The organism is Aromatoleum toluclasticum ATCC 700605 (assembly GCF_000378245.1).
GTDB classification, from domain to species: Bacteria; Pseudomonadota; Gammaproteobacteria; order Burkholderiales; family Rhodocyclaceae; genus Aromatoleum; species Aromatoleum toluclasticum.
The window spans coordinates 71,324-87,922 of the sequence record NZ_KB899496.1; the positions used below are offsets into that span (position 1 = coordinate 71,324).

A 16,599-nucleotide genomic window follows, 5' to 3' on the forward strand; every position below is an offset into this window, starting at 1 on the left:
AAGCGGTACAAGGACTGCGCCCTATTGGGCGCAGTTTCACAATAAGCAGGTCTCGGGAGAAGAACACATGAGTCAATACACTGCGCCGATCCGCGACATGCAGTTCGTCATGCGCGAGCTGGCTGGCCTCGACGAAGTCGCGAAATTGCCCGGATGCGAGGAAGTGTCCGCGGATCTGGTGGATGCGATCCTCGACGAGGCGAACAAGTTCGCCAGCGGCGTCCTCGCCCCCCTGAACCGGACTGGCGACCAGGAAGGCGCCAAGTGGGATGGCGGTAACGTCCGCACCGCGCCGGGCTGGAAGGAGGCCTACAAGCAGTTTGCCGAAGCCGGCTGGACTGCGCTCGCCTGCGAACCCGAATTCGGCGGCCAGGGGCTGCCGAAGCTTGTCGCGACCGCAGTGATGGAAATGTGGAAGGCTGCCAACATGGCCTTCTCCCTGTGCCCGATGCTGACCAATGGCGCGATCGAAGCGGTCACGCTGCGCGGCACCGACGAACAGAAGGCAGCCTACCTGCCGAAGATGGTGAGCGGCGAATGGACCGGCACCATGAACCTGACCGAACCGCAGGCCGGTTCGGACCTCGCGGCCGTGCGCACGCGCGCGGAGCCGCAGGGTGACGGCACGTACAAGATCTTCGGCCAGAAGATCTTCATCACCTACGGCGAACACGACATGACGGACAATATCGTCCACCTCGTGCTCGCCCGCCTGCCGGATGCCCCGGAAGGCGTGAAGGGCATCTCGCTCTTCGTCGTGCCCAAGTTCCTGCTCAACGCAGACGGCACGCCCGGTGCGCGCAACGACGTCCAATGCGTGTCGATCGAACACAAGCTGGGCATCCACGCCAGCCCGACCTGCGTGCTCGCGTTCGGCGACCACGGCGGCGCGATCGGTACCCTCGTCGGCGAGGAGAATCGTGGCCTCGAGTACATGTTCATCATGATGAACGAAGCGCGCTTCGCGGTCGGCATGGAAGGCGTGGCGCTGTCCGAGCGTGCCTATCAGCATGCGCTGGCGTATGCCAAGGATCGCGTCCAGGGTACCGAGATGGGGGTGCGTGGTGGCCCGAAGGTCTCGATCATCCATCACCCGGATGTGCGTCGCATGCTGATGTCGATGAAGTCGCAGACCGAAGCCATGCGCGCGCTGGCCTACGTCGTGGCTGCCGCGAACGACGCTGCGCACAGGGATCCCGACGCCGCGGTGCGCGCGGAAAACCAGGCTTTCGTCGACCTCATGATCCCGGTCGTCAAGGGCTGGTCGACGGAAAACTCGATCGACATCGCCTCGACCGGCGTGCAGGTGCACGGCGGCATGGGCTTCATCGAGGAAACCGGCGCGGCGCAGCATCTGCGCGATTCGCGCATCACGACGATCTACGAAGGCACGACCGCGATCCAGGCGAACGACCTCATCGGTCGCAAGACCGCGCGCGAGGGTGGCGTCACGATCAAGGCCCTGATCGCGGAAATGCGCGGCGTGGTCGCCCAACTTGGCGAACACGGCGGCGAAGAGGCGTTCGTGGCGATCCGCCGGTCCCTCGAGTCGGGTATCGCCGCACTGGAAGCGGCGGTCGAGTATGTGCTCGCCACCTACGGCAAGGACGTCAAGGCCGCTTCCGTGGGCTCAGTGCCCTTCCTCAAGCTCCTCGGCATCGTGGCCGGCGGGTGGCTCATGGCGCGTGCCGCGCTGGTGTCGTCGATGCGCGTCGCGGAAGGCTCCACGGACGAGTTCTACAAGACCAAGATCGTCACCGCACGCTTCTACGCCGATCACATCCTGCCGCAGGCGCAGGCGCTGTCCTACTCGGTCGTGAATGGCGCCGCGGGTGCGCTGGCGCTCGACGAAGCTCAGTTCTGACGACACGGCGGAGGAGGGCGGCCGCTCTCCTCCGTGTGCCGGACCCCGGAATTCAGGATCGCAAAAAGAAGGGCCGCCCCGATCGTTCGGGGCGGCCCTTCGTGTTTCAGGTCGGGACGCTTACTGGACCTTCGCCTTGGCGCGCAGATCCATGATGTGCTTCTCGATCTTCTGCTGCTGCAGACGCTGCTCGAGCTGCGGCTTCACTTCTTCGAAGTCGGGCGCCTTCAGGTCGCGCACGTCGTCGAGCTGGATCACGTGATAGCCGAAGTCGCTCTTGACCGGCACCTCGGTGTGCTTGCCCTTCTCGAGCTTCACCATCGCATCGGAGAAAGGCTTCACGAACATGCCCGGATTGCTCCAGCCGAGGTCGCCGCCGTTGTCCTTGGAGCCCGGATCCTTCGACTGCTTGGCGAGGGCGTCGAACTTTTCGCCGGCCTTGAGCTTGGCGATGATTGCCTTGGCCTCGTCCTCGGTTTCGACCAGTACGTGACGGGGCTTGTATTCCTTGGCGCCCATCTTGCTCTTGACGCTGTCGTATTCCTTCTTCAGGTCGGCGTCGGTGACCGGGTTGGTCTTGACGTAATCCTGGATATAGGCGCGCAGCAGCACCGCCTGACGGGCGAGGTCCATCTGGGCCTGCACGTCACCCTTCTTGTCGAGGCCCTTCTTGACCGCTTCCTGGGCCAGGACTTCGCGGCGGATCAGTTCCTCGCGCACTGCGTCGCGGAGCTGCTGGTTGTCGGGTGCGCCCTGGGCGCGCTGCTCGTTGAACATCACGTCGGCGCGTGTAGCGGGGATCGCGGTGCCGTTCACCGTGGCGGCCGGACCTGCGGCATGGGCCGCCTGGCCGATCAGTCCGGCCATGAGACAAAGAGCGAGACGGCTGGGAAAGCGAATCATCAAAGTTCCTTCCTGTTGGGTTGAGTGTTGGCCTCTTCGGCCGTCAGGGCGCGAATGGCGAGAGCATGGATGCGGGTCCGCATCAGTTCGCCCAGCGCGCCATATACGAGTCGGTGACGTGCAACCGTATTCTTGCCGATAAATGCGTCCGACACCATCGTCATGCGGTAGTGTCCGCCGCCGCCCTTGGCGCCGGCATGTCCGGCGTGCAGGGCGCTGTCGTCCTCGATTTCGATCGAGAGGGGGTCGAGGACTGCGAGCCGGGTTCTTATCTCGTCGATCACGGTCACGGCAGAACCTTCTTGTACGGGCGGACGCTGGTGCGAGCGAAAACGCCGTTGGTGACGTAGGGGTCGGTGGCGAGCCAGGCTTCGGCGTCGGCCTGGGACGGGAATTCCGCGATCACGAGGCTGCCGAAGAAGCCGGCCGGGCCGGGGTCAGGCGAGTCGATCGCAGGCATGGGGCCTGCCACCACGAGCCGCCCTTCGTCATGGAGCGCCTGGAGGCGCGCCAGGTGCGCCGGGCGCACGGCCATGCGGGCGTCGAGTTTGCCCGGGGCGTCTTCGCCCGTCAGCACATAAAGCATCAGTTGGTTTCCTCCTGGACGTGTTTTGAGAGGTAGAGGCCTTGGGCCAGGACGAACAGAAGCATCAGGCCCATGCCGCCGAAGAGCTTGAAATTGACCCAGGTTTCTTCGGAAAAGTTGTAGGCGACGTACAGGTTGAGCACGCCCATGCCGATGAAGAACGCGGCCCAGGCATGGCTGAGCCGCGCCCACACCGGCTCGGCCAGGCGCACCTGCGCTTCGAGCATTCTGCGGATCAGATTGCGCCGGAACAGCAGTTCCGATCCCGCGAGCGTGATGCCGAACATCCAGTAAAGCGCGGTCGGCTTCCACTTGATGAAGGTCGGATTGTGGAAGAACAGGGTCGCGCCGCCGAACACGACGATGATCGCGAGGCTGACCCACAGCATCGTGTCGACCTTGCGGTGCCTGATCCATACCCACGCGATCTGGCCGGCCGTGGCGATGATCGCGACGGCCGTGGCGATGAGGATGGGAGCCTGTGTGGCCTCTATGCCGTCGCCGAGGATCCGGGTGGCGAGGTCGTGCGCCACTGCCGGATCGTGTCCGGCGAACTTGTAGGCGGCAAAGAAGAGGATGACGGGAAGCAGGTCGAAAAGAATCTTCATGCGCGGGGATTATAGCGAACCGGCGTGGCAATCGGTTTGCACTACTCGTCGCCTGCCTCGCTATCGGCGGCGAGCAGGCGGCCGCGCCCGCGCTTCGGTCCTTCGAGGGGCAGATGGATGATTGCACGCAGGCCGCCGCCGCTGCGAGCGCGTAATTCGAGTCGGCCCTCGTGCGAGGCAACGATGCGTTCGACGATGGCGAGGCCCAGGCCGGCGCCCTTGGTGTTCGAGCGCGCCGTCTCGAGGCGTGTGAAGGGATGTCGCATGCGCTCCATGTCGGCCTCCGGAATGCCGGGGCCGCGGTCGGCGACTTCGATCAGGGCTTCGTCGCGGCGGCTCGACAGAATAAGATTGATGGGGCTTTCCTCGCCTGCATAGCGGACCGCGTTGTCGATGAGGTTGCGGACCGCGCGGCGCAGCGGGAGGGTGCGCACCGGTACCGGGAGGTCCTCCGGCGTATCGACGCGCACCTTGATGCCACGCAGGCGATAGGGTTCTGCGAGGTCGGCGAGCAGGCTTGGGAGATTCTCGACCTGCAGGGGCTCCTGCGGTTCGCCGCGCCCGAAATCGAGGAACTGGCCGATGATGCGGTCCATTTCCTCGACGTCGGAAACCATGGCGCGAACGTCGGTATCGGGTGCGCCGGACATCTCGATGCCGAGGCGCAGGCGCGCGAGGGGGGTGCGCAGGTCATGGGACACGCCGGCGAGAATCAGGGCGCGGTCGGCGTCGATGCGGGCGAGGTCGCCGGCCATCTGGTTGAATGCCCGCGCAACCGTGGCGATCTCCAGCGGTCCGTTTTCCGGCAGGTGCGGGGGCGTGCGCCCGCTGCCGACGACGCGCGCTGAGCGGGCCAGGTTGCGCAGCGGAACGCCGATGCGCGAAACGATCATGTAGGCGCCGAGCAGCGCGGCGAGGAGCGCGCCGCCTCCCCAGACGAGCCATTCCAGGGCTCCGGTCTGTTCCAGGCGCTCGGACGGGAGCATCAGCCAGAAGTCCTGCTCGTCGTCGGGGTCGACACGGAAGCTCACCCAGAATCCGTCGAGGGTCTTCCAGCGCGAGGCGAAGCGTGTATGGGTTCCGAGCTGCCGGCGGACTTCCTCCGTCAGCAGCTGCATCCCGCGCGTATCGGGCAGGGGTTCGAGTTCATCGCTGGGCTCGGCCGGATAGATGCGCATTCCCTCTAGCGCGGCCAGCTCGATCAGCAGCTCGGTGCGCCGGTCGACTTCGGAGTTGATGAGTGCCGTGCGGGTGAGATTCACGACGCTGGCGACCATCTGGGCCAGGCTGCGGGCGCGCGCCGGCTCCTCGAAATGACGGAAGATCTGCGACCACGTCGCCAATGCCAGCGTCAGGAGCAGAGCGATGAGGAAGAAGGTCTGCCAGAGGAGCGTCCGTGGCAGGAGCTGCGCGAGGCGCGGCCCCTGGCTTGCAGGACCAGGCGAGGTTTCCCCCGCGTCTGCCGCAGACCGTTCAGGCTTCGTTGACAGGCTTCGATTCATCCGGCACGAACACGTATCCGAAGCCCCACACGGTCTGGATGTAGCGCGGCTTGGCAGGGTCGTCTTCGACGAGCTTGCGCAGGCGGCTCACCTGTACGTCGATGGCGCGGTCGAAGACGCCGTATTCGCGGCCTCGGGCCAGTTCCATGAGCTTGTCGCGCGACAAGGGCTGGCGCGGATGCTGGAGCAGCACCTTGAGCAGCGAGAATTCGCCGGTCGTCAGCGAAATTTCCTCGCCGTCGCGCACGAGCGAACGCACGCCGAGGTTCACCTGCACGTTGCCGAACTTGACGACCTCGTCCTCGATCGTCGGTGCGCCGGGCAGCGTAGGCGGTTGCCGGCGCATCACGGCGTGGATGCGGGCGACGAGCTCGCGCGGGTTGAACGGTTTGGCGAGGTAGTCGTCGGCGCCCATTTCGAGGCCGATGATGCGGTCGACGTCGTCACCCTTGGCGGTGAGCATGATGATGGGCATGGCGTTCTGGTCGGCCCGCAGGCGCCGGCAGATGGCAAGGCCGTCTTCGCCCGGAAGCATCAGGTCGAGCACCATCACGTCGTAATGTTCGCGGTGCAGGGCGCGATCCATGGACGCGGCGTCCACGACGGCCTTGACGGTGAAGCCCTGTTCCTGAAGGTAACGCGACAACAGTTCGCGCAGGCGCGCGTCGTCGTCGACCAGCAAAACTCGGTATCGGATCTTGGTATTCATGGTGCGAATCCTATCCTGTTACATTTTTGGGTGCCAGCGCCTGCTGCGACGTTTCGCACGCAAGGGGTAACGTTTCGTAAGGGCATGGGAAAAGCGCAACACGCCCTTACACGTTGGTCCTTAAATCTTCGTTCAGAAGCGCCGTAAATACCAATACGAGGGTATGGTTTCACCGTCCGAATCCGCAACGAACTCCGCCTGCAGCGATCATGGCAAACAGCTGTTCAATTTCCTGTAGGGCATGCTCCTCCGGCGACCGCGGGTTGCAGGGCGGGCGGTCCCGGCGTCGAGCGACAGGCACCGTCCTGTTCCTGTTCGCGCTTGCGTCGACACTCGCCGCCGGCCCCGGGTTCGCACGCGAGAGCGCGCCGGCGCGTGCGGTGAAGGAAAGCGTGACGGTGCCGGGATATGCGAGCGCGCGGGACAAGCGCCGGGCGGAACTTCGCCGTGCCCTCATGAGCGGCACGGTGGCTACCCGTCCTGCAGCACAGGAACCGCGCCGGATGTCGCCTGAGCAGCGCGAAGAGCTCTACCAGGAATTGCGGCAGGCGATGCGCGATGCAAACCGTCCCCGCAGCGTGACCGAACGCTGATCCGGGGCCGTCCGGCGTTTCCGCGGCGCAGTTGCCCGGCACGGGCGCTGCGCAGACGGGCCGCTGCCGGTAAAATGGGCGGCCTATGAAAATCCTCTCGATCGAGACCTCGTGTGAGCACGCGAGCGTCGCCCTGTTGCTCGACGGCGAGACCGTCGAACGAACCCTGGAAGGGCATTCGAATCATTCCGAACGCCTGCTGCCCACCCTGAAGGCGCTGCTCGCCGATGCGGGCGTTGCGCTCGGCGCGCTCGATGCCGTGGCGTTCGGCGCCGGGCCGGGGGCCTTTACGGGCTTGCGCCTGGCTTGCGGTGTGGCGCAGGGGCTGGCGATGGGCGCAGACTTGGGGGTCGCGCCGGTATGCAGCCTCGAGGCGCTGGCGCTGCAAGGCAGGGGGGATGCGATCTACGTCGCCACCGATGCGCGCATGGGTGAAGTGTATTCGGCAGCCTATCGTCTTGCCGACGGGCTCCCGGTGATGGTCGCGCCGCCGACGTGCTGCCCGCCCGAGATGCTGACATTGCCTGCCGATGGCCGGTGGTCCGGCATCGGGTCGGCGTTCGCGGTGTACGGCGATCGGATCCCGCATGAGGTGCTGAATCGGCTGGGACGACCGGAGAACGACGCGGTACCGCGCGCGGCAGACGTGGCAAGGCTGGCAGTGCGCCTCGCCGAAGGTGGAATGCTGGTTGCCGCCGAAGTCGCCGCGCCGCTGTATGTGCGTGACAAGGTGGCGCTGACGACCGCGGAGCGGCTGGCGCGCGGAGGGCGGGCGTGACCGCCGGATTCGGCTTCATCCCCATGACGGACGAGGATCTGTCGTGGGTGGTCGAAAACGAGCGCGAATTGCATTCGTTTCCCTGGAGCGAAGGCAATTTCGCGGATTCCCTGCGTGCCGGCTACAACTGCTGGGTGATGCGCAACGGGGCAGGGCCGGTCGCCTACGCCGTGATGCTGACGGTGATCGACGAGGCCCACCTGCTCAACATCAGCGTCGCGCGTGCGGAGCAGCGCCGCGGGATTGGCGGGACGCTGCTCGAATATCTCTCTGTCGAGGCGGCGCGGGCAGGTGCAACGCAGTTCTTTCTCGAGGTGCGGCCCTCGAACACCGCGGCCCTTGCGCTGTATGAGCGCCATGGCTTCGTCGCGGTTGGACGGAGGAAAGGCTATTACCCGGCGCCCGGCGGTCAACGCGAGGATGCGATCGTGATGAGGCGCGAGCTGTGAGGGATGTGCGGCGCGACGCCGTGCTGCGCGAGATGGGTCTCGCTCCCGTCTGGCGTTTGCGCGCGGGGGGAGAGGGTGCTGCAGAGGCCATCGAGGTGTTGCCGGAGCCGGAGTCGGCGCCGGTAGCGGCCGGGGCGGATCAGGGCGGCGGTGCATGGTCCCCGCCTGCGCAGATCGTGCCGGCGGAGCCGGTACCCGAAGTGCGTTCCATGCGTGCGGCGATTCCCGTCCGCGACCTGATTCCGCGCGCCGCAGCGGCGACGGCTCCGGTCGCGGCACCGGATCGGCGCGACGATGGCGATCCTGCGAGGGCAGGTCGTATCGCACGGATGGGCTGGGACGAGCTGGAGTCCGACATCGGCGCCTGCAGGGCGTGCCGCCTGTGCGAGAAGCGCCGGCAGGCCGTTCCGGGTGTCGGTGACCGGAGTGCGGAGTGGATGTTCGTCGGGGAGGGGCCGGGATCCGAGGAGGACCAGCGTGGCGAGCCCTTCGTCGGCGCCGCGGGCAAGCTGCTCGACGCGATGCTTTCGGCGATCGACCTGAAGCGGGGCGAGAACGTCTATATCGCGAATGCCGTGAAGTGCCGGCCACCGCACAACCGTACGCCGCAGGCGGACGAGATCGCGATCTGCCACCCTTATCTGGCGCGCCAGATCGAGTTGGTGCGGCCGCGTGTGTTGATTGCGCTGGGCCGTCCCGCGGCCCTTGCGCTGCTGGATGCCGAAATCAGCATTGGCGCTTCGCGCGGCCGGGTGTTCCACCGTGGGGAGATACCCGTGGTGGTGACCTATCATCCCGCCTACCTGCTGCGGAATCAGGCCGACAAGGCCAAGGCGTGGGAGGACCTGTGCTTTGCGCGCCGCCTGATGCGGGAGCTCGCCGAAAAGGCCTGAGGAATGCGGGGCGGGCTGCGGGCGCGGTCCGTATTCCGGTCAGTGCGGGTGGTCTTCGAGCAGCGCGACCGAATCGACGGCGCGCTGGTTGACATTGTGCCGGCGCAGCACGAGGTACATCGCGCCGGCGACGAACAGCCCGAACATGACAATGACCGCGCTGATCGACAGGCCGGACATGATCAGCAGGGCGTACAGGCCTGTCATGATCAGGATCGACAGGTTCTCGTTGAAGTTCTGCACGGCAATCGAATGACCGGCGCCCATGAGGATGTGGCCGCGATGCTGGAGCAGGGCGTTCATCGGCACGACGAAGAAGCCGGCCAGGCAGCCGACGACGATCATCAGGATCATCGCCAGCGTGGGCTGCGTGACGACGACCATGACCATCACGACGAGGCCCATGGCAATGCCCAGCGGGATGACCCGGACGGAGCGGCGCAGATTGATCATGCGCGCAGCGAGGACGGCACCGAGCGCGACTCCGACCGCGACGACGCCCTGCATCATCGAGGCCTTGGAGAGATCGAAGCCGAGATTGTGCTCGGCCCACTTGATCACGATGAACTGGAGCGTGGCGCCGGCCCCCCAGAAGAGGGTCGTGACGGCGAGGGAGATCTGGCCGAGCTTGTCGCGCCACAGCAGTTTCATGCAGTGGACGAAGTCGTGGAGAAGGTAGATCGGGTTGTTCTTGAGCGGTTTGTGGTCGACGCCCGTGTCGGGGATGCGCAGGTTGAAGGCTGCTGCGGCAAGGTAGAGCAGGCCGACGATGGCGATGGTCGCGTGCAGGGCATCGCCCTTCACGAGCGGCAGGCCCAGGCCGGCGATCCAGTTGCCGACGTCGGGACGGATCAGCACACCGCCGATGACGGTGCCGAGGATGATGGCGCCGACCGTGAGGCCTTCGATCCAGCCGTTGGCGACGACGAGCAGGCGGTGGGGAAGGTATTCGGTGAGGATGCCGTACTTGGCCGGCGAGTACGCCGCGGCGCCCAATCCGATGACGGCGTAGGCGAAGAGGGGGTGCGCGCCGAGGAGCAGCATCACGCAGCCGCCGATCTTGATGGTGTTGCTGATGAACATCACGCGCCACTTGGGCATCGAGTCGGCAAAGGCACCGACGAAGGCGGCAAGTGCGACGTAAGAAACAGTGAAGAACAGCTTCAGCAGCGGTTCGTACGTTGCCGGGGCGGACATCTCGCGCAGCAGCGCGATGGCAATGATCAGCAGCGCATTGTCGGCCAGCGCAGAGAAGAACTGCGCCGCCATGATGATGTAGAAGCCGAGCGGCATCGGGTGGGAGACGGCCGTCTGAAGGTGAAGCGCGGTTTATATCACGACATGTGTCAGTTTGTTGTGATTTGGCTCATTGCCCGTGCGCCGGCCTTGCGGTCAGCGGGTTGTCGGGCATTTCACGCAGCCCGTGAGCTGTGCTTTAATGGTGCGCATAAACGAGACTTATGGAGTAGCCGTGGCTGATCGCAGACTTCAGGTATTCAGCGCCGTGGCCAAGTACGGTTCGTTCACCCGGGCCGCGGAACATCTTTTCATGACGCAGCCGGCGGTGACCTTCCAGATCAAGCAGCTGGAGGAGCACTTCAACACGCGTCTGCTCGAGCGCGGCCACGGGCGCGTGAGCCTGACGCCGGCGGGCGAGGTGGTGCTGGCCTACGCGGACCGTATTCTCGACCTGTCCGACGAGCTGGAGTCGCGGGTGTCGGAACTGACCGACGAGCTCGGGGGCGCGCTCAACATCGGCACCAGCACGACGATCGCGGCTTACTGGCTGCCGCAGCTGCTGGAAGGATTCAAGCGCAAGTATCCGCGAGTGGTGCCGCGCGTTGTGGTGGGCAACTCGCAGCTGACCGAGGACCGCGTCGCGTCGCGCGAGCTCGACCTCGGCCTGATCGAGATCGTGTCCGAGCAGCCGGCGATCGAGCGCATGACCGCGACGCACGACGAGCTGTTCGTGATCTGTTCCCCCAGGGATGCGCTGGCGAAGCACAAGAGCCTCAGTGCCGAGGCGCTGAAGGGGCACCCGCTGATCACGCGCGATCCGGGCAACGCGATCCGCGTGCTGGCGGAGGATTTCTTTGCCGCGGCGGGAATCGGTATCGACGAGCTGACGATCTGCGCGGAGCTGGGCAGTCTCGCGACGGTGAAGCATCTGGCGGCCGAGGGGATGGGTTTCGGGATCGCGTCGCGTGCGGCGATCCAGCGCGACCTCCGCGAGGGGCGGCTGGTCGGGATCCCGCTGGAGCCGCGCCAATACACGCCGCTGGAGGTGATCGTGCCGCGCGACAAGTTCCGCTCCCGCCTGATCACGACCTTTGCGGAGTATGCAGTGGCCGAGTTCAAGCGCATGGCGGTCGATGACGTGGGTGCGTGATGGCGAAGGCGAAGACGAGCTTCGTCTGCAGCGAGTGCGGCGGACAGGCGCCGCGCTGGCAGGGCCAGTGCCCGCAATGCAAGGGCTGGAACACACTGGTCGAGACGGTGATCGAGGCGCCGGCGCCGGGTAACAGCCGGTTCGCGGCGCTGGCCGGTACGACGGGCAAGTTGCAGTCGCTCGCGGAGCTCGAGCCGCGCGAGGAACCGCGCACGCCGACGGGGATCGAGGAGTTCGACCGCGTGCTTGGCGGCGGCCTGGTTGCCGGTGGCGTGGTGCTGATCGGCGGTGATCCCGGCATCGGCAAATCGACGCTGCTGCTGCAGGCGCTGTCGGCGCTTGCGGCGCGGCAGGCGGCGATCTATGTGAGCGGCGAGGAGTCGGGCGAGCAGGTGGCGCTGCGCGCGCAGCGTCTGCAGCTCGATCCGGCGGGGCTGAAGCTGCTGCCCGAGATCAACCTCGAACGCATTCTCGCGACGCTGAAGGAGGCGAAGCCGCGCATTGCGGTGATCGACTCGATCCAGACGGTGTATTCGGAGGCGCTGCAGTCGGCGCCCGGGTCGGTCGCGCAGGTGCGCGAATGCGCGGCGCAGCTCACGCGTTTCGCGAAGCAGAGCGGTACGAGCCTGATCTTGGTCGGCCACGTGACCAAGGACGGCACGCTGGCGGGGCCGCGCGTGCTGGAGCACATCGTCGACACGGTGCTGTATTTCGAGGGCGACACGCATTCGAGCTTCCGTCTGGTGCGGGCGTTCAAGAACCGCTTCGGCGCGGTCAATGAACTGGGCGTGTTCGCGATGACGGAGCGCGGCCTGCGCGGCGTGAGCAATCCGTCGGCGATCTTCCTGTCGCAGCACAGCCAGCAGGTGGCGGGCAGCTGCGTGCTGGTGACGCAGGAAGGGACGCGGCCGCTGCTGGTGGAGATCCAGGCGCTGGTCGACGGCGCGCACAGCCCGAATCCGCGCCGCCTGTCGGTGGGGCTGGAGCAGAACCGGCTGGCGATGCTGCTCGCAGTGCTGCATCGCCATGCAGGCGTGGTGTGCTTCGACCAGGACGTGTTCGTGAATGCCGTGGGCGGCGTGAAGATCGCCGAACCGGCGGCGGACCTCGCGGTGCTGCTGGCGATCGTGTCCTCGCTGCGCAGCCGGGCCTTGCCGCGCGAGCTGGTGGTGTTCGGCGAGGTGGGTCTGGCGGGCGAGATCCGTCCGGCTCCGCGCGGCCAGGAGCGCCTGAAGGAAGCGGCCAAGCTCGGCTTCACGGTCGCGATCATTCCGAAGGCCAATGCACCCAAGCAGGCGATCGCCGGCATGCGGGTGATTGCGGTGGACCGGATCGAGGAAGCGATCGAGCAGGCGCGCGAGATCGAAGCCTGAGGTTCGTCGCCCCGGGCCGGGGAAGCGTCAAGGCAATCGCACGAATTCGGGGGGTTATGCCGATCTGCAAGGTGTACATAGAAGTTTTCTTATACTAAGCTAGTAATCGATTACTTACTTGAAAGGTGTCACGATGGACTCCCCGCGCATCCGGCGCTCATCGGAGCTCAGGCAGGCCGAGATCGTTCAGGCCGTGCTCGCCCTTGCGGCGGAAAGCAGCCCCGCCGACATCACGACGGCACGCATCGCCGCGGCCATGGCCCTGACCCAGGGGGCTGTATTCCGCCACTTCCCGACCAAGGAGGCGATCTGGCTTGCGGTGGCCGAATGGATCGAGGAGCACCTGCTCGGGGCGATCGAGGAGGCGTCGCTTTCGAGCAGCGAGCCGATGGAGCAGCTGCGGGCGATGTTCCGCGCACACATCGGGTTCGCCGTTGCGTACCCGGGTGCGCCCCGCCTGATCTTCCACGAGTTGCAGCAGCCGGGCGACAGCGCCGTGAAGCGTCGCATCCGCGCCCTGCTGGGAAGTTACCGCGGCACCCTGCTGCAGGTGCTGAAATGCGCCAGGGAGGGGGGCGCCGTGGGGCGTGAACTTGAGGTCGAGCCCGCGGCGACCCTCTTCATCGGCGCGATCCAGGGGCTGGTGATGCAGTCGATGCTCGCCGGCGGGATGCGTGGCGTCGAGGAAACGGCCGAGGGCGTGTTCGAGGTCTATCTGTCCGGCATCGCGGGGAGGCGGGCATGAAGCGGCCGGTCCTGCGTGTGCTCGGTTTGTCCGTCTTCGGGCTGGTGCTGTTTGCAGGATTCGTGCTGCTGATGGTGCGCAGCGGACCTTTGGCGCCCGTGCGGGTGACGACGGCGGTGATCGAGCGCGGGGCGTTCGAGAACGCCGTATTCGGGGTCGGTACGGTTGAGGCGGAGCGCAGCTACGCGATCGGGCCGACCAGCCCGGGCCGCATCCTCGCGGTGCATGTGGATGTCGGCAGCGAGGTGCGCGCGGGACAATTGCTCGCGGAGATGGATCCGGTGGAACTGGACGCACGCCTGGCGTCGGCGCGGGCGGCGTCGGCGCGCGCCGTTCATGCGCTGGCAGCGGGCCGTGCGCAGGTGCGCGATGCTGAGGTCCGCCAGGAGCTCGCGGGGCGGAACGCGCGGCGCTATGCCTCGCTCGGCGAGCAGGCATTCTTCAGTGATGCGGCGGTCGAGGCGAAGCGGCAGGAGGCGGATTCCGCAGGGGCCCAGTTGCAGGCGGCGCGGGCCCAGCTCGATGCGGCGCGAATGGATGTCGAACGCCTGGAGGCGGAACGTGCAGCGGCGGAACGGCAACGGGCGAATGTGCGGCTCGTTGCGCCGGTCGCAGGCGTGGTGACGGCGCGCGATGCGGAGCCCGGAACGACGCTGGTGGCCGGGCAGACGGTGCTGCGCATGGTCGATCTGGCGAGCGTGCGCGTGCGTACACGGATCGACCAGGGCCGCTCGGGTGGCGTGAGGGCGGGGCAGGCGGCTTCCATCGTGCTGCGTTCGCGGCCGGGGCTCGTTTTGCCGGGCAGGGTGTCGCGCGTCGAACTCAACGGCGACGCGGTGACCGAGGAGCGCATCGTGCAGGTCGTGTTCGACGAAGCGCCGAAGGATTTCGCATTCGGGGAACTGGCCGAAGTGACGATCGCGACGACGCGGGGCGGGGATGTGCTCGCCGTGCCCGGCGCCGCGGTGCATGAGTACGGCGGCCGGCGCGGTGTATGGACCGTTGCCGACGGCGCTGCGGACTTCGTGCCGGTGCGCACGGGCGAGACTTCGCTCGACGGGCGCGTCGTGGTGCTGGAGGGGCTGCAGGCGGGCGATCGCATCGTCGTGCATAGCGAGCGCGAACTGGGCGCAGGCGACCGGGTGAGTCCGGCGGAGTCGCTGGCGGAGTTGCGTCGATGATCAGCCTTGCCGGACGCGACATCCTTCACCACTGGGCGAAGTATGTGTTCACCGGCGTCGGGCTGGGCCTGCTGATCGGCGTGACGCTGTCGATGGCGGGGATCTACCGCGGCATGGTGGATGACGCGCAGGTGTTGCTGCGCAGCAGCGGGGCGGACATCTGGGCGGTGCAGCAGGAGACGCTCGGGCCGTACGCCGAGCCGTCGAACCTGCGCGACGACGCGTACCGGGCAATCCTCGGGATGCCGGGCGTCGCGGAGGCGTCGAACGTGACTTACCTGACGATGCAGATCCGGCAGGGCGAGCGCGACGTGCGCGTGATGGCGGTGGGTTTCGAACCGGGGCGTCCGGGCGAGCCGCCCTTCCTGGTGGCCGGCCGGCGCATCGCGCGCAGCCATTACGAGGTGGTCGCGGACGTGCGCACGGGTTTCCGGCTCGGCGAACGGGTCCGCATCCGGCGGCACGAGTACGAGGTGGTGGGGCTGACGCGGCGCATGGTGTCGTCGAGCGGCGATCCGATGGTGTTCCTGCCGCTGAAGGATGCGCAGGAGGCGCAGTTCCTCAAGGACAACGATGCGATCGTCAACGAGCGCGCGCGAACGGCGGCGAATCCGGGACTGAACCGTCCGGGCGTGCCGGGGCTGCTCGATGCGATCCTGGTGTCGCAGACGGCCAGCCGCAGCGTGAATGCGGTCCTGGTCCGGGTCGCGGACGGCCACGATGCAGAGCAGGTGGCGGAAAACATTCGCCGCTGGAAGCATCTGGAGGCGTACACGCGCGTGCAGATGGAGGAGATCCTCGTGTCCAAGCTCATCGAGACGTCAGCACGGCAGATCGCGACTTTCCTGGTGATCCTGGCGATCGTGAGTGCCGCGATCGTGTCCTTCATCATCTACACGATGACGCTGGGCAAGGTGCGCGAGCTCGCGGTGCTCAAATTGATCGGGACGCGCAACCGCACGATCGCGGCGATGATCCTGCAGCAGTCGCTGGGGCTCGGGCTGATCGGTTTCGTGATCGGCAAGACGGTCGCGACGCTGTGGGCACCGTATTTTCCGAAGTACGTGCTGCTGTTACCGGGGGATGCTGTGCGCGGACTGCTCGCAACGATGGTCGTGTGTGCGATCGCTAGCCTGCTGGCGATCCGGGTCGCGCTGAAGGTCGATCCGGCGACCGCGATCGGAGGCTAGGATGAAACGGCCCCCACGCTCGCGACGTTCGCTGCCCCCCAAGGGGGCGTGTCAGTACCTTGATACGGCCCGGCGGTACTGACATGGACGTGCCGGCGATCGAGGTCAGGGGCTTGAGCAAGCGCTACGGCGAGGGGGACGCCGCGGTTGATGCGCTGAAGGGCGTCGACATGCGGATCGCGCCCGGCGAGGTGGTGGGCTTGATCGGGCCGAGCGGTTCGGGCAAGAGCACGTTGTTGAAGTGCCTCGGTGCAGTGATCGAGCCGACCGGCGGCTACATGGCGCTGGGCGGGCGGACCGCGTTCGATGGCGGCTGGAAGATCCGCGACCTGCGCAGCCTGCGGCGCGACAACATCGGCTTCGTGTTCCAGGCGCCCTACCTGATCCCCTTCCTCGACGTGACCGACAACGTCGCGCTGTTGCCGATGCTGGCAGGGAAATCCAACCGGGAGGCGCGCCGCCAGGCGGTCGAGCTGCTCGAGGCGCTCGACGTCGGCCACCGTGCGAAGGCTGCGCCGTCGGAGCTTTCCGGCGGCGAGCAGCAGCGCGTCGCGATTGCGCGGGCACTCGTGAACCGGCCGCCGGTGGTGCTCGCCGACGAGCCGACTGCGCCGCTCGACAGCGAGCGGGCGCTGAACGTGGTGCGCATCCTGAACCGGATGGCGGAGCAGTACCGCACGGCGATCATCGTCGTGACCCATGACGAGAAGATCATCCCGACGTTCCGGCGCTTATACCGCATCCGCGACGGACGGACCTTCGAAGAGGCCGGGGAGGGGCGCGCGGCGTAGGTGCGCCGGTCTGGTGTCCGGCGATTTGCCGGAGCCTCGATCGCC

18 protein-coding genes are annotated in these 16,599 nt (G+C 66.7%); 11 read left to right on the forward strand and 7 right to left on the reverse strand.

Annotated features, from left to right (window positions below):
* The first annotated feature begins 67 nt into the window (after positions 1-67).
* Complete coding sequence (locus F464_RS0111595; protein WP_018989979.1) at positions 68-1,864, forward strand: acyl-CoA dehydrogenase; 1,797 nt, start codon at positions 68-70, stop codon at positions 1,862-1,864.
* A 120-nt stretch (positions 1,865-1,984) separates the two neighbouring features.
* Here the strand turns inward: F464_RS0111595 and F464_RS0111600 are convergent, their stop codons facing one another.
* Genes F464_RS0111600 through ompR form a run of 6 tightly spaced genes read right to left on the reverse strand, consistent with a single transcriptional unit; the run spans position 1,985 to position 6,172 of the window.
* Positions 1,985-2,767, reverse strand: coding sequence for a peptidylprolyl isomerase (locus F464_RS0111600; RefSeq protein ID WP_026295934.1), 783 nt, complete (start codon positions 2,765-2,767; stop codon positions 1,985-1,987).
* Complete coding sequence (locus F464_RS0111605; protein ID WP_018989981.1) at positions 2,767-3,057, reverse strand: BolA family protein; 291 nt, start codon at positions 3,055-3,057, stop codon at positions 2,767-2,769. Before F464_RS0111605 ends, F464_RS0111600 begins: the two co-directional genes overlap by 1 nt.
* Positions 3,054-3,353, reverse strand: a complete 300-nt coding sequence (locus F464_RS0111610; protein WP_018989982.1) for a YciI family protein — start codon at positions 3,351-3,353, stop codon at positions 3,054-3,056. The genes F464_RS0111605 and F464_RS0111610 overlap by 4 nt, the downstream gene beginning before the upstream one ends.
* The gene (locus F464_RS0111615; RefSeq protein WP_018989983.1) at positions 3,353-3,961 is read right to left on the reverse strand and encodes a septation protein A; all 609 of its coding nucleotides are present in this window, start codon (positions 3,959-3,961) and stop codon (positions 3,353-3,355) included. The genes F464_RS0111610 and F464_RS0111615 overlap by 1 nt, the downstream gene beginning before the upstream one ends.
* A gap of 41 nt (positions 3,962-4,002) precedes the next feature.
* Positions 4,003-5,463, reverse strand: a complete 1,461-nt coding sequence (locus tag F464_RS0111620; protein ID WP_084600483.1) for a sensor histidine kinase — start codon at positions 5,461-5,463, stop codon at positions 4,003-4,005.
* The gene (ompR, locus tag F464_RS0111625) at positions 5,435-6,172 is read right to left on the reverse strand and encodes an osmolarity response regulator transcription factor OmpR (protein ID WP_018989985.1); all 738 of its coding nucleotides are present in this window, start codon (positions 6,170-6,172) and stop codon (positions 5,435-5,437) included. The genes F464_RS0111620 and ompR overlap by 29 nt, the downstream gene beginning before the upstream one ends.
* A gap of 380 nt (positions 6,173-6,552) precedes the next feature.
* Here ompR and F464_RS30915 point away from each other — a divergent pair, with 380 nt between their 5' ends.
* The 4 genes from F464_RS30915 (at position 6,553) to F464_RS0111645 (ending at position 8,885) form a co-directional block, all read left to right on the forward strand.
* On the forward strand, positions 6,553-6,765 hold the full coding sequence (locus tag F464_RS30915) for a hypothetical protein (RefSeq protein ID WP_157353721.1): 213 nt from the start codon (positions 6,553-6,555) through the stop codon (positions 6,763-6,765).
* Between the two features lie 85 nt (positions 6,766-6,850).
* A complete protein-coding gene (gene tsaB, locus F464_RS0111635) occupies positions 6,851-7,543 on the forward strand; it encodes a tRNA (adenosine(37)-N6)-threonylcarbamoyltransferase complex dimerization subunit type 1 TsaB (RefSeq protein WP_018989987.1) in 693 nt (230 codons plus the stop codon).
* Positions 7,540-7,992 (forward strand): ribosomal protein S18-alanine N-acetyltransferase, encoded by a 453-nt coding sequence (gene rimI, locus F464_RS0111640; RefSeq protein WP_018989988.1) that lies wholly within the window; start codon positions 7,540-7,542, stop codon positions 7,990-7,992. Before tsaB ends, rimI begins: the two co-directional genes overlap by 4 nt.
* A 32-nt stretch (positions 7,993-8,024) precedes the next feature.
* Positions 8,025-8,885, forward strand: coding sequence for a uracil-DNA glycosylase (locus F464_RS0111645; protein ID WP_051092288.1), 861 nt, complete (start codon positions 8,025-8,027; stop codon positions 8,883-8,885).
* Positions 8,886-8,924: 39 nt separating this feature from the next.
* Here F464_RS0111645 and lplT read toward each other — a convergent pair whose 3' ends face one another.
* Complete coding sequence (gene lplT / locus F464_RS0111650; protein WP_018989990.1) at positions 8,925-10,178, reverse strand: lysophospholipid transporter LplT; 1,254 nt, start codon at positions 10,176-10,178, stop codon at positions 8,925-8,927.
* A gap of 178 nt (positions 10,179-10,356) precedes the next feature.
* Between lplT and F464_RS0111655 the strand changes: the two genes are divergently transcribed.
* From F464_RS0111655 to F464_RS0111680, 6 genes are all read left to right on the forward strand, one after another.
* Entirely contained in the window at positions 10,357-11,274 is a 918-nt protein-coding gene (locus F464_RS0111655; RefSeq protein ID WP_018989991.1) for a LysR family transcriptional regulator, read from the forward strand.
* Complete coding sequence (gene radA / locus F464_RS0111660) at positions 11,274-12,647, forward strand: DNA repair protein RadA (protein ID WP_018989992.1); 1,374 nt, start codon at positions 11,274-11,276, stop codon at positions 12,645-12,647. Before F464_RS0111655 ends, radA begins: the two co-directional genes overlap by 1 nt.
* A gap of 133 nt (positions 12,648-12,780) precedes the next feature.
* The gene (locus tag F464_RS0111665; RefSeq protein ID WP_018989993.1) at positions 12,781-13,392 is read left to right on the forward strand and encodes a TetR/AcrR family transcriptional regulator; all 612 of its coding nucleotides are present in this window, start codon (positions 12,781-12,783) and stop codon (positions 13,390-13,392) included.
* Complete coding sequence (locus F464_RS0111670) at positions 13,389-14,573, forward strand: efflux RND transporter periplasmic adaptor subunit (protein WP_018989994.1); 1,185 nt, start codon at positions 13,389-13,391, stop codon at positions 14,571-14,573. The genes F464_RS0111665 and F464_RS0111670 overlap by 4 nt, the downstream gene beginning before the upstream one ends.
* Entirely contained in the window at positions 14,570-15,763 is a 1,194-nt protein-coding gene (locus F464_RS0111675; RefSeq protein WP_018989995.1) for an ABC transporter permease, read from the forward strand. The genes F464_RS0111670 and F464_RS0111675 overlap by 4 nt, the downstream gene beginning before the upstream one ends.
* 83 nt (positions 15,764-15,846) lie before the next feature.
* Positions 15,847-16,554 carry an ABC transporter ATP-binding protein gene (locus F464_RS0111680; protein ID WP_018989996.1) on the forward strand — a complete coding sequence of 236 codons (708 nt, stop codon included), beginning with the start codon at positions 15,847-15,849 and terminating at the stop codon, positions 16,552-16,554.
* Positions 16,555-16,599 lie beyond the last annotated feature (45 nt).